The organism is Arthrobacter sp. 05L417, from assembly GCF_056397865.1.
Map to the genome: position 1 here is coordinate 99,844 of NZ_JBFTOG010000004.1, position 13,576 is coordinate 113,419.

The following is a 13,576-nucleotide window of genomic DNA, read 5'->3' on the forward strand; positions in this document are numbered from 1 at the left end:
GGACCGGGACAGCAGCAGACAACGCGGCTGCTTGCTGTCCTGTGGCTCCTGGAAAACCCAACTACCAACTGAACAGGACGGTGAGACTGATGGTGGACGCATCAACAGCCAACTCGGAAGAGAATGTGGCCGGCGCATTCCTACAGGGCGGAGCTTCGCTCCGCAACGCCCCGGGGCCGTACTTCGGCTCATACGGCGGACGCTGGATGCCCGAGTCCCTCATTGCCGCCCTGGACGAAGTCGAGGACACGTTCGAGAAGGCCAAAGCCGATCCTGAGTTCCTTGCCCAGTTGAAGGACCTCAACAAGAACTACTCGGGCCGTCCGTCGCTGCTCACAGAAGCCAAGCGTTTCTCCCAGCACGCCGGCGGGGCGCGCATCTTCCTCAAGCGCGAAGACCTGAACCACACCGGATCCCATAAGATCAACAACGTCCTCGGCCAGGCTTTGCTCGCGAAGCGCATGGGCAAGACCCGTGTCATCGCCGAGACCGGCGCCGGCCAGCACGGAGTTGCCAGCGCCACCGCTGCAGCCTTGCTCGGCCTTGAATGCGTTGTCTACATGGGCGCAGAGGATTGCCGCCGCCAAGCACTCAACGTGGCCCGCATGCAACTCCTGGGCGCCACCGTGGTTCCCGTGACCAACGGATCACAGACGCTCAAGGACGCCATCAACGACGCCCTCCGCGACTGGGTTTCCAATGTGGACAACACCCACTACCTGCTGGGCACCGCGGCAGGGGCGCACCCGTTCCCGGCGATGGTGCGTTTCTTCCACGAGGTCATCGGGGAGGAAGCCCGCGCCCAGATCCTGGAGCAGACCGGCAAACTTCCGGACGCCGTCTGTGCCTGCATCGGCGGCGGTTCCAATGCCATCGGCATCTTCCACAGCTTCCTGGATGACCCCTCCGTGAAGATCTACGGCTTTGAAGCCGGCGGCGACGGCGTCGAAACCGGACGCCATGCGGCCGCGATCACCCTCGGACGTCCCGGCGTGCTGCACGGTGCACGGTCATACCTCATGCAAGACGAAGACGGCCAGACCATCGAGTCCCACTCGATTTCCGCAGGCCTGGATTACCCGAGCGTCGGTCCGGAGCACTCCTACCTCGCGGACATCGGCCGCGTCACATACGAGCCCATCACGGACACCGAGGCCATGGACGCGTTCCGCCTGCTCTGCCGGACCGAAGGCATCATCCCCGCCATCGAGTCCTCGCACGCCCTCGCCGGTGCCATCAAGGTGGGCAAACAGCTCACTGAAGGCAAGGAAAACCCGGCCGACACGATCATCATCGTGAACCTTTCCGGGCGCGGCGACAAGGACGTGGAAACGGCCGCGGCATGGTTCGACATGCTGGATGAAAACGGCAACGTCAAGGGCACCACCCTCTCCACGCGCAAGCCCAAGGGACCGTCCGAACGCAGCAACCTTGAGATCAGCACTGAAGAAGCAAGCGAGGACCAGAACTGATGACTGAACAGATGAGCAGTAAGTCCGCAGCAGCGATCGACCGGGCGAAGGCGCAAGGCCGGGCTGCGTTGATCGGCTACCTGCCAGCAGGCTACCCGGACGTTCAGTCAAGCATCGACGCCGGCATTGCCATGGCCCGCAACGGTGCGGACCTCATTGAAATCGGCATCCCGTATTCGGACCCCGTCATGGACGGCGCTGTCATCCAGGCTGCAACCACAGAGGCAATCGCCAACGGGTTCCGCGTCGCCAGCGTCTTCGACGTCGTAGCGGGCATCACTGCAGCCACCGACGCCGCCGTGCTGGTCATGACCTACTGGAACCCCGTCATGCGCATGGGCGTCGACGAGTTCTCACGCAGGCTGGCCGAGGCCGGAGGAGCCGGACTCATCACGCCGGACCTCATTCCGGACGAGGCAGCCGAATGGTTTGCCGCATCCGACAAATACGGACTAGACCGGGTGTTCCTCGTGGCGCCCTCGTCTACGCCGGAACGTTTGGCCATGACCGTGGAGGCGAGCCGCGGCTTCGTCTACGCTGTATCCATCATGGGCGTCACGGGAGCCCGCCAGTCCGTCAGCAGCGCCGCGGAAAAAGTTGTGGCAGACACCCATGCGGCTGGCGCCGAGCGGGTGTGCGTCGGGCTCGGCGTCTCCACCGCGGACCATGTCCGCGAGATTGCGGCATACGCCGACGGCGTGATCGTCGGTACCGCCTTAGTTGCGGCCATCCGCGACGGCGGCGTTGACGCCGTCGCGCAACTCACCAAGAACCTCAGTGCCGGCCTCGGCCGGGACACAGCGCAAGCCCACAACACAGCGCAGGCCTAGAAAAGGAAACGCGTAGACAATGCAGAGTCTCCTCCACGTCGCGGCAATGGCTCCCATGAGCATTCCGAGCCCCTCATGGTCCGGATTTGATATTCCGCTTCCGTGGGGGACTCTCCGCATCCATGCGTACGCCCTGTGCATCCTTCTGGGCATCATCGTGGGCTTGTGGCTCACCGCCGTGCGCTGGAAGCGTCGCGGCACACCCGAAGGCAGCCTGTGGGACATCGCTATCTGGGCTATCCCCTTCGGCATTGTGGGCGGCCGTCTCTACCACGTGATCTCCTCACCGGACGCGTACTTCGGCCCGGGCTTCAACGGCACCGGCGACCTCTCCCTGATCCCGCAGATCTGGCGGGGTGGCCTGGGCATCTGGGGTGCCGTGGTTCTCGGCGTTATCGGTGCGTGGCTCGGCTGCCGCCGCTCCGGCGTCAAGCTCACGGCCTTCCTCGACGCTGCAGCCCCCGGGCTCTTGCTGGCACAAGCGATCGGACGTTGGGGAAACTGGTTCAACCAGGAACTCTTCGGTGGCCCCACCACGTTGCCATGGGGCCTCCAAATAGACCCCAACAGCCCCAATTTTCCGGCCGGCATGCCTAGTGACACGCTGTTCCACCCGACGTTCCTCTACGAATCCCTCTGGAACATCATCGGCGTCGTGGTCCTCCTTGTCCTGGACCGCCGCTTCCATTTCCGCCGAGGCAGACTCTTCTGGCTATACGCCATCTACTACACACTTGGTCGGGTCTGGATCGAAGCGTTGCGTATTGACGATGCCGAACAGATCAACCTCTTCGGCATCACTACACGTCTCAATGTATGGACCAGCATCTTCGTCTTCGTCGCGGCGCTCATCATTTTCATCGCACTGAGCCTGCGCGGCAGGCCCGAGCCGGACACGGCGTACCTTCCCGGCAAGGAACCCGCTGCGGTGACCGCCGAAGCGGATGAGTCCGCCACCGATGTCTCAAGTGCCGGGGACGATGAGACGACTGCTGCCGGTGAGACGAACAGCACAATTGTGACCGGTGCGAAGGGCCATGATACGGACGGATCTGTCTCAGATACCGGTGCTCATGGTAATCTCCGGAATAACCAAAGCGATCTGGGCCATACTGCTGAGCCTACGGAAACGGCCGAGGAGTCACATGCCGGCGTCACGTCGGATTCCGGCTCCGCGTCCACCGAAACCACCGCCAGCAGCGCCCCCGGATCCGGGCCGGAAGCTGGCAGCACCAAGTAGCCAGCGCTACGGCACAGGGGAACCGGGCTACCGCCCAGAGGCCCCCGGCCACAGCGTCGTGGCACCCTTGGCAGTCGCCCGGCAGCACACAGAGGCTCCGCGGTCAAGCTTGGGTCAGGGACATGCGTAACTGTTCGTTGCGTCTTGCCCGCTGACCTACAATTTCAAGTAACTAGCGCTTTGTTATGCCCGTCACACGGCAGGCAAGGTGGGGCCAACGTTGTCCCTTCCATTCGCACGATCTCGAGGAAGGACGTCTTCAATGACCCGTCTTCATAACCCAAGCTGGTCCGAATCAGTCGAACCGCAGGGGGCCATCTCGCCCTTCAAGCGTTTCGCTGCGCTCCCGGAAGCCCAGGGACTCTACAACCCTGAGCAGGAGAAGGACGCTTGTGGCCTGGCCATTATTGCCACGCTGCGTGGTGAACCCGGCTATGACATCGTGGAAGCGGCCCTGACTGCCCTGCGCAATCTTGAGCACCGGGGCGCCGTTGGCGCCGACGAAGGCACGGGCGACGGTGCCGGGCTCCTCATGCAGGTCCCGGACGAGTTCTTCCGGGCCATCACTGAGTTCGAGCTCCCCGCACCCGGCCAGTACGTGGTTGGTACCGCCTTCCTGCCGGCTGAAACCCGCGAGGCAGAGACCGCAAAGGCCGGCATCGAGGCGCTTGCAGCCGATGAGGGCCTGACGGTTCTTGGCTGGCGTGAAGTGCCGGTCGTCGGGGACCTGGTCGGTGCCATGGCCCGAGCCTGCATGCCCTACTTCGCCCAGCCCTTCCTCGCTTCCGCCACGGGCGAAGTGCTCGACAGGAATGAACTCGACTCCCGGGCCTGGCGTGTCCGCAAGCGCGCGCAGAACAAGTTCGGCGTCTACTTCCCGTCGCTGTCCTCGCGCACCATCGTGTACAAGGGCATGTTGACAACCGCCCAGCTGGAGCCGTTCTACCCGGATCTCTCGGACAAGCGCTTCAAGACCAAGCTGGCCATCGTGCACTCGCGCTTCTCGACGAACACCTTCCCGTCGTGGCCGCTTGCCCAGCCCTTCCGCACCATCGCCCACAACGGTGAAATCAACACCGTGAAGGGCAACCGGAACTGGATGCGGGCGCGCCAGTCCCAGCTCGCGAACCCGCTGCTGGGCGATTCCCCGGAGGAGCTGTACCCCATCTGCACCCCGGGTGCATCGGACTCCGCTTCATTCGACGAGGTTGCCGAGCTGCTCTGGCTTTCCGGGCGGCCCATCACGCACTCGATCATGATGATGATCCCCGAGGCGTGGGAAAACCACGCCACGATGGATCCGGCCCGCCGCGCTTTCTACGAGTACCACTCGCTGCTCATGGAACCGTGGGACGGTCCGGCAGCAGTGTCCTTCACCGACGGCAACCTTGTTGGTGCGACCCTTGACCGCAATGGCTTGCGCCCCGGCCGTTACTGGATCACCGAGGATGGCCTGATCGTCTTCGCCTCCGAGGTCGGCGTGATAGATGTCGAGGCCGCCAAGGTGGTCAAGAAGGGCCGTGTTTCGCCGGGCAAGATGTTCCTGGTGGACACCGAAGCCGGTCGCATCATCGACGACGCCGAGGTCAAGGCCGAGGTGGCCGCGGCCAACCCGTGGGCTGAATGGGTCAAGGACAACTTGATCGACCTCAACGACCTTCCGGAGCGCGAACACGTTCTGCACACGGCTGCGTCCGTGAACATCCGCCAGCGGACTTTCGGGTACACCACCGAGGAATTGAAGATCCTCCTTGGGCCGATGGCCCGCACCGGGGCCGAACCTCTCGGCGCCATGGGCTCCGACACTCCGGTTGCCGTGCTGTCCAAGCGTCCGCGTTTGCTGTTCGACTACTTCGTGCAGTCTTTCGCCCAGGTCACCAACCCGCCCCTGGACGCGATCCGCGAAGAGCTTGTCACCTCGCTGAAGTGTGCCATCGGTCCCAACGGCAACCTTCTCGACGTCGGGCAGGTGCGCCAGCCGCAGATCTCCCTGCCGTTCCCGGTGATCAACAACGATCAACTCGCTAAGATCGCCAACATCGAGAACGCCGACGGCGACAAAGTCGCCATGAAGGTCCGCGGACTGTACCGCCCGGAGGGCGGCGAAGCGGCCCTGCGGAGCCGCCTGACCGAAATCTGCGAGCAGGTTTCCGGCGCGATCAACCGTGGTGTGCAGTACATCGTGCTGTCCGACCGCGACTCCAACGCGCAGTGGGCTCCGATCCCGTCCCTGCTGCTTGTCAGCGCGGTACACCACCACTTGCTCCGCAGCGCCAACCGCACCAAGACCGCCCTGGTGGTCGAGGCCGGCGACGTCCGCGAAACGCACCACGTGGCTGTGCTGGTGGGCTTCGGCGCTTCCGCCGTGAACCCGTACCTGGCAATGGAATCCGTGGAGCAGCTCATCAGCACTGGCGAAGTCGTTGGTGTGACTGCCGAAGACGGCGTCTACAACCTCATCAAGGGCCTCGGCAAGGGTGTCCTGAAGATCATGTCCAAGATGGGCATTTCCACGGTGGCCTCCTACACCGGCGCCCAGACTTTCGAAGCCCTGGGCCTGTCCCAGGACCTCGTGGACGAATTCTTCTCCGGCACCCACTCGCAGTTGGGTGGCGTCGGCCTGGACGTCATCGCCGCCGAAGTTTCCGCGCGCCACCAGATGGCGTACCCGGAAGGCGGCATCGAGCTGCCGCACCGTCCGTTGCTCGGTGGCGGCGAATACCAGTGGCGCCGCGATGGCGAACCCCACTTGTTCAATCCGGAGACCGTCTTCCGCCTGCAGCACGCCACGCGCGAACGCCGCTACGACATCTTCAAGTCCTACACCAAGGGAATTGACGACCAGTCCGAGAACCTCATGACCCTGCGCGGGCTCTTGAAGTTCAAGGACACCCTGCGCCCCGCAGTGCCGCTTGAGGAAGTCGAACCGGTTTCCAGCATCGTGAAGCGGTTCTCCACCGGAGCGATGAGCTACGGCTCGATCTCCAAGGAAGCCCACGAAACGCTCGCAATCGCCATGAACCGGCTGGGCGCCAAGTCCAACACCGGCGAAGGCGGCGAAGACGTGGACCGCCTGCTGGACCCGGAGCGCCGCTCCGCGATCAAGCAAATTGCCTCCGGCCGTTTCGGCGTGACCAGCCTGTACCTGACCAACGCCGAAGATATCCAGATCAAGATGGCCCAGGGCGCCAAGCCCGGTGAAGGTGGCCAGCTGATGGCGCAGAAGGTCTACCCCTGGGTAGCCCGGACCCGCCACTCAACCCCCGGCGTCGGGCTCATTTCCCCGCCTCCCCACCACGACATCTACTCGATCGAGGACCTCGCGCAGCTCATCTACGACGCCAAGCGGGCCAACCCCTCGGCGCGAGTGCACGTGAAGCTTGTGTCCGAAGTCGGGATCGGCACGGTGGCGTCCGGCGTCACCAAGGCGAAGGCCGACGTCGTGCTTGTTTCAGGGCACGACGGCGGAACCGGCGCCTCGCCGCTGAACTCGCTCAAGCATGCGGGTGTCCCGTGGGAGCTCGGCCTCGCTGAGACCCAGCAGACGCTCATGCTCAACGGGCTCCGCGACCGCGTCGTGGTCCAGGTGGACGGCCAGCTTAAGACGGGCCGCGACGTCGTCATCGCTGCGCTGCTGGGTGCCGAGGAGTACGGTTTCGCGACCGCGCCCCTCGTGGTTTCCGGCTGCATCATGATGCGCGTCTGCCACCTCGATACCTGCCCGGTCGGCGTCGCAACCCAGAACCCGGAGCTTCGTTCGCGCTTCACAGGCAAGCCCGAATTCGTGGTCAACTTCTTCGAATTCCTTGCCGAGGAAGTCCGCGAGCTGCTTGCCGAACTCGGTTTCCGCAGCCTCGAAGAAGCCATCGGCCACGCCGAGGTCCTTGACACCCGCGAAGCGGTCGACCACTGGAAGGCCGACGGACTGGACCTGGACCCGATCCTGCACGGACTCGAGTTCGACGACGACGTTCCCTTGCGGAACCTCACCGGCCAGAACCACGAGCTCGACAAGCACTTCGACCAGCGCCTCATCGGCATGGCCGCCGAGGCCTTGAGCGACCGCACGCCGGTGAAGATCGCCGTCGACGTCATCAACACGGACCGTTCCGTGGGCACCATGCTGGGGCACGTCGTGACCAAGACGTTCGGCATCGATGTCCTCGCCACCGACACTATCGACATCACGCTGAAGGGCACCGCCGGGCAGTCGCTGGGCGCCTTCCTTCCGGCGGGCATCACCCTGCGCATGTTCGGTGACTCCAACGACTACGTCGGCAAGGGCCTCTCCGGTGGACGGATCATCGTCCGGCCGGACCGCACCAACGTTTTCCAGGCGGAACGCAACGTCATCGCCGGCAACGTGATCGGTTACGGGGCTACGAGCGGCGAAATGTTCCTTCGTGGCCAGGTGGGCGAACGCTTCCTGGTGCGCAACTCGGGGGCCACCGCCGTCGTCGAAGGCATCGGTGACCATGGCTGCGAGTACATGACCGGCGGCCAGACGCTCATCATCGGCCGCACCGGACGCAACTTCGGTGCCGGCATGTCCGGTGGTACCGCGTACGTGCTGGACCTCCAGCCTGCCCGCGTGAACAAGCAGGCCTTGGATTCCGGCGAACTGCAGCTGCGTGAGCTCGACGACGAGGACCGCACCATCGTCCACGGCCTCCTGGTCAAGCATGTGGAAGAAACCGAATCCGTCCTCGCAGGCCGCTTGCTCGAAAACTTCGATGACACAGCCGCCCGCATCACCAAAGTTCTGCCGCGCGACTACGCCGCAGTCCTGCAAACCCGTCTCGACGCCATCGAAGAGGGCCTTGATCCCGATGGCGAAGAAGTATGGTCCCGAATCCTGGAGGTAACCGGTGGCTGATCCACGCGGATTTCTGAAAGTCCGGCAGCGCGAGACGCAGCCACGCCGTCCCGTTCCCGTCCGCATCATGGACTGGAAAGAAGTCTACGAAGCCCAGGACAAGGGTGTGCTCAAGAGCCAGGCCGGCCGCTGCATGGACTGCGGCGTGCCGTTCTGCCACCAAGGCTGCCCGCTGGGGAACCTCATCCCGGAGTGGAACGACCTTACCTGGCGCGGAAAGGGCGAGGAAGCGATTGAGCGCTTGCACGCGACCAACAACTTCCCGGAGTTCACGGGCCGCTTGTGTCCCGCGCCGTGTGAAGCATCCTGCGTCCTGGGCATCAACCAGCCCGCTGTGACCATCAAGCAGGTTGAAGTTTCGATCATCGACGACGCCTTCGAAAACGGCTGGGTACAACCCCTTCCGCCGACGCGTCTCTCCGGGAAGACGGTCGCCGTCGTCGGCTCCGGCCCCGCGGGGCTTGCAGTCGCACAGCAGCTGACGCGCGTCGGACACACCGTGGCCGTCTACGAGCGCGACGACAAGATCGGGGGACTGCTGCGCTATGGCATCCCCGACTTCAAGATGGAGAAGGAACAGGTCGACCGCCGCGTCGAGCAAATGAAGGCCGAGGGCACGCGGTTCCGCACGGGTGTCGCGGTCGGAAGCGACGTGACCTGGGAGCAGTTGCGCCGCCGGTACGACTCCGTGGTGATCGCCACCGGTGCTACCGTTCCGCGCGACCTTCCCATCCCGGGCCGCGAGCTTGAAGGCATCCACTTCGCCATGGACTACCTGGTGCCCGCCAACCGCGTGGTTGCCGGTGAAACCGTGGAGGGCCAGATCGATGCCAAGGGCAAGCACGTGATCATCCTCGGCGGCGGCGACACCGGCGCCGACTGCCTCGGCACGGCACACCGCCACGGCGCCGCCTCGGTCACCACCCTCGCGATCGGCAAGCAGCCGCCGCTCGAGCGCGCCTCGCACCAGCCGTGGCCGACGTTCCCCACGCTCTTCGAGGTTGCCAGCGCACACGAAGAGGGCGGCGAACGCACCTACCTTGCCTCGACCGTTGAATTTGTCGGCGAAAACGGCAAGCTCACTGGCGTCAAGGTCGCCGAGACCGAGTTCGTGGACGGCAAGCGCCTGCCGAAGGCCGGTACAGAGCGCGTGATTCCGGCCGATCTGGTCTTCCTGTCGCTCGGCTTCACGGGCGCGGAACCTGCCGGTATCACCGAACAGGTCAGCGCAGAATTCGACGGCCGCGGCAACGTGGCCCGAGATGGGTACTACATGACCAACACCGAGGGCGTTTTCGTGGCAGGCGATGCAGGCCGCGGGCAGTCCTTGATTGTCTGGGCGATCGCCGAAGGCCGCGCCTGCGCTGCCGCCGTCGACAAGTACCTCATGGGCAGCACCATTCTCCCCGCGCCGGTGGCTCCCACCGACCGGGCTATATCGGTCCTCTAAGGACCGGCGCACGACGCTTTCCCAACTCCAACTGCAGCACACTACTAGGGTAGGTATATGAGACGCGCAAAAATCGTGGCAACGTTCGGACCGGCAATTTCCAGCTTTGACAACACCCTCGCGGTGCTGGAGGCCGGCGTCGACGTCGCCCGCATGAACATGAGCCACGGCGACTACTCAGTACACGACAACACGTACGAGAACGTCCGCAAGGCTTCCGCCCAGCTCCACAAGCCCGTTGCCATCATGGCCGACTTGCAGGGCCCGAAGATCCGCCTGGGTCGATTTGTCGACGGCCCCCACGAGCTCGCCGTCGGTGACACTTTCACCATCACCACCGAGGACGTCCCCGGTACCAAGGACATCTGCTCCACCACGCTCAAGAGCCTGACCGAAGACGTCAACGTCGGCGACGCACTGCTGATCGACGACGGCAAGGTTGCCTTGCGCGCCATCGAGGTTGACGACGTCAAGGTGGTCGCCACGGTGACCGTCGGTGGCTGGGTCTCCAACAACAAGGGCATCAACCTGCCCGGCGTCGCCGTCAACGTCCCCGCACTGAGCGAAAAGGACGAGGACGATCTCCGCTGGGCCATGAAGCGCGGTGTCGACATGGTCGCACTGTCCTTCGTCCGCGATGCCTCCGACATCAAGCGCGTGCACGAAATCATGGACGAAGAAGGCCGTCGCGTGCCGGTCATCGCCAAGATCGAGAAGCCGCAGGCAGTGGACCAGCTCCACGAAATCATCGACGCCTTCGACGCCATCATGGTTGCCCGTGGCGACCTCGGCGTGGAACTCCCGCTCGAGGAAGTGCCGATCGTCCAGAAGCGCGCCATCGAACTGGCACGCCGCTGGGCCAAGCCGGTCATCGTGGCCACCCAGGTTCTCGAATCGATGATCGACAACCCGCGCCCGACCCGCGCCGAGGCTTCGGACTGCGCGAACGCAGTGCTGGACGGCGCCGACGCAGTCATGCTCTCCGGCGAGACCAGCGTGGGCAAGTACCCGATCGAGACGGTCAAGACCATGGCCCGGATCATCGAGTCCACCGAAGAACACGGACTTGAGCGCGTTCCCCCGCTGGGTACCAAGCCCAAGACCCGCGGAGGCGCCATCACGCGTGCCGCCGTCGAAATCGCCGACCAGCTGGACGCAAAGTACATCTGTACGTTCACCCAGTCCGGTGACTCGGCCCGCCGACTGTCCCGCCTGCGTCCCGTCAAGCCGGTATTCGCCTTCACCCCCGTGGAGCACGTCTGGAACCAGCTGGCTCTGACCTGGGGCATCCAGCCCGTCCTGGTCCCCATGGTGGGCCACACCGATGCCATGACGGCCCAGGTGGACCGCAGCCTCCTCGAGATGAAGATCGTCGAGAACGGCGACCTCGTGGTCATCGCTGCCGGTTCCCCTCCCGGACAGGCTGGTTCCACGAACTCGCTCAAGGTGCACAGGGTAGGAGACCTCGCGGACACGTCCCGTGTGGAAGAAGCCGCAGCCCGCAAGGAAAAGCTGGGACCGTGGCCGGAAAAGAAGAAGAAGGCCAAGTCCAAGGCCTGATCTTTCCGCGCTGTTCAGGAGGCTCCGCCGTTTGGCGGGGCCTCCTTTGTCTTGTTTTGCGGCTGGGTGGTTTGCGGGGGCGAGCTGGTTCGGGCGGCGGGCCGCGGGCGCTGTCCCGGGGGCGAGTGGCGGTGTCGGGTTCTGGGGGCACGAAGGACGCCCAGGCGTGTCCGGAGACGACGAAAGGGCGCCGCTTCCCGTGGGAGCGGCGCCCTTCGCGGGTAGTGCTAGTTGACCTGGTTGATGATGGTCTCGGCGACCTCGCGCATGCTGAGGCGACGGTCCATAGAGGTCTTCTGGATCCAGCGGAATGCTTCCGGCTCCGTGAGGCCCATCTTCGTGGTCAGGAGGCTCTTTGCCCGCTCCACAAGCTTCCGCGTGGCGAACTGCTCCTGGAGGTCGGACACCTCGTTCTCGAGGGCCTTGATCTCCTCGTGGCGGGACAGTGCGATCTCGATAGCCGGGATCAAGTCGGCTGGAGTGAAAGGCTTGACGACGTAGGCCATGGCCCCGGCGTCGCGGGCGCGCTCCACGAGTTCCTTCTGGCTGAACGCTGTCAGCAGGACAACGGGGGCGATCCTCGCCTTGACGATCTTCTCCGCGGCGGAGATGCCGTCCATGACCGGCATCTTGACGTCCATGAGGACCAGATCCGGCTTCAGTTCCTCGGCCAGCTGAACGGCCTTCTCACCGTTGTCGGCCTCACCGACAACGTCGTAGCCTTCGCCCTTCAAGATCTCGATGATGTCCAGGCGGATGAGGGTTTCATCTTCTGCGACAACTACTCGGCGTGCCGGCTGGGATGCGGGCTTGGACTCCGTCTGTTCTGACACGGGATCTCCTTCAAGACGTACGGCGGGTTCTCAACCATCTTAGTTGCACCCGGTCGCTGCGTATGATTTATTGCTCGGCCGCGCCGGTTCTGAAAATTAGCCTATCTGCATGTAGAGTAGTTTCGCGCACTGCAACAGGGAGCGTTGAGTTCTGTGAAGAGCTCGACGTCGGTTAGTCTTGTTTCGGTGTTTCCGCGCCCGAGTGGCGGAATTGGCAGACGCGCCGCACTCAAAATGCGGTATCGAAAGGTGTGTGGGTTCGAGTCCCACCTCGGGCACGGCATACCCCCTCGTCAGAGGGGGTATTTGCTTTAACGTGTGTACAAATTAGGTGGTCAGTTCCCTCTGACATTGACCGCGGGGTGTGCCTGGCGCCGCGGTTCGCCTGTTTTGTTGTGGGGGAGCGGGTTCAGGGTCGTGGCTGGTTGGCCCTCCGCGTGCTGTGAGCTGGGGTTATATGTTCCTCTCTTGGTTCGTTCGGTAGGTCGTGGTTGGCCTACACCTCTTCATGGGTAGGGGTACTGAGCGCGACATGACTTCGAGAGCCTGCGTCAAAGTTCTTCAGTTCTGGCTCATTGCCGGAGCGGAGAGCCTTAGCTGGGGACGGCTTTGTCAGGCCAAAGGGGGTGTGTACATTGTCCACACTTAAATCCGCTTTTTCGTAGCTGTTCGCAGCCATTTGCCTAGTCCTCCTTCGGCCCACATTCTGCTCATCGCATGCGCGTGCAATGACGACATGACGCCGGTCTTGAATTTCATTGCGTGCGCGGTTCCGTCGCTGAGCCGACCGAGGGCATTCAGGCCGGATTTATCCGTTTAGTCGATGCGGCACTACGAATGCAAGGGGGGCGGCGCGGGCTCTTAGTCGTTGGCAGGGGCTGTGGAGGTTTGCCGGATCACGCGCTTGACGGCCGAGCGTGCGGAAGCGGCCAGTCTGCCGATAAGTGCCCTGTCGTCAAGCTAAGGAAGAGGGGACCGTCAGGGGCGTTGATTTCTCAGACTCGCCTTGGAACTCGGCCGACAGGGAAACCCCGAGGACGAATGCGGCACCATCGAAGACGTTCGTTTCGACGACCGCGCCCATGTTCGAGTCGGTGATAATGCGGACAAGCAGGATCACGAACACGACGGCGCTGAGGACCGCTACGATGTGGGAGAACTTATGGATGCAGCGGTAGCCGATGATCGCCAAGGTTGCCGACATGAGGGCAACGTCGAAGTACCCACGGGACACAGAGACCGGGAGCATTGACAGCACGCGGCGAGGTTCTTGATGAGGATTGCCGTCGAAAATGCACAAACCCACTAGTAGCAG

Annotated in this window: 8 protein-coding genes and 1 tRNA gene; 7 read left to right on the top strand and 2 right to left on the bottom strand. The window is 63.8% G+C overall.

Going from position 1 to position 13,576, the window contains the following annotated elements; all coding sequences use genetic code 11:
* Positions 1 to 89: 89 nt before the first annotated feature.
* The 6 genes from trpB (at position 90) to pyk (ending at position 11,428) form a co-directional block, all read left to right on the top strand.
* Positions 90 to 1,472: a tryptophan synthase subunit beta gene (gene trpB / locus AC1DJW_RS05560; protein ID WP_476900889.1), complete on the top strand. Its 1,383-nt coding sequence runs from the start codon at positions 90 to 92 to the stop codon at positions 1,470 to 1,472.
* Entirely contained in the window at positions 1,472 to 2,302 is an 831-nt protein-coding gene (gene trpA / locus AC1DJW_RS05565) for a tryptophan synthase subunit alpha (protein ID WP_284752069.1), read from the top strand. Before trpB ends, trpA begins: the two co-directional genes overlap by 1 nt.
* A 19-nt stretch (positions 2,303 to 2,321) precedes the next feature.
* Positions 2,322 to 3,542, top strand: coding sequence for a prolipoprotein diacylglyceryl transferase (lgt, locus tag AC1DJW_RS05570; RefSeq protein WP_476900890.1), 1,221 nt, complete (start codon positions 2,322 to 2,324; stop codon positions 3,540 to 3,542).
* 262 nt (positions 3,543 to 3,804) lie between these two features.
* A complete protein-coding gene (gene gltB / locus AC1DJW_RS05575; protein ID WP_476900891.1) occupies positions 3,805 to 8,418 on the top strand; it encodes a glutamate synthase large subunit in 4,614 nt (1,537 codons plus the stop codon).
* Entirely contained in the window at positions 8,411 to 9,868 is a 1,458-nt protein-coding gene (locus AC1DJW_RS05580) for a glutamate synthase subunit beta (protein WP_284752072.1), read from the top strand. Before gltB ends, AC1DJW_RS05580 begins: the two co-directional genes overlap by 8 nt.
* Before the next feature lie 57 nt (positions 9,869 to 9,925).
* Positions 9,926 to 11,428 (top strand): pyruvate kinase, encoded by a 1,503-nt coding sequence (gene pyk / locus AC1DJW_RS05585; RefSeq protein ID WP_284752073.1) that lies wholly within the window; start codon positions 9,926 to 9,928, stop codon positions 11,426 to 11,428.
* A gap of 227 nt (positions 11,429 to 11,655) precedes the next feature.
* On the opposite strand, the gene AC1DJW_RS05590 is transcribed toward pyk, so the two are convergent.
* A complete protein-coding gene (locus AC1DJW_RS05590; RefSeq protein ID WP_028266834.1) occupies positions 11,656 to 12,261 on the bottom strand; it encodes an ANTAR domain-containing response regulator in 606 nt (201 codons plus the stop codon).
* A 196-nt stretch (positions 12,262 to 12,457) separates the two neighbouring features.
* Here AC1DJW_RS05590 and AC1DJW_RS05595 point away from each other — a divergent pair.
* Positions 12,458 to 12,539 (top strand) — tRNA-Leu (locus tag AC1DJW_RS05595).
* Positions 12,540 to 13,216: 677 nt separating this feature from the next.
* Here the strand turns inward: AC1DJW_RS05595 and AC1DJW_RS05600 are convergent.
* The gene (locus AC1DJW_RS05600) at positions 13,217 to 13,519 is read right to left on the bottom strand and encodes a hypothetical protein (RefSeq protein WP_476900892.1); all 303 of its coding nucleotides are present in this window, start codon (positions 13,517 to 13,519) and stop codon (positions 13,217 to 13,219) included.
* Between the last annotated feature and the right edge of the window lie 57 nt (positions 13,520 to 13,576).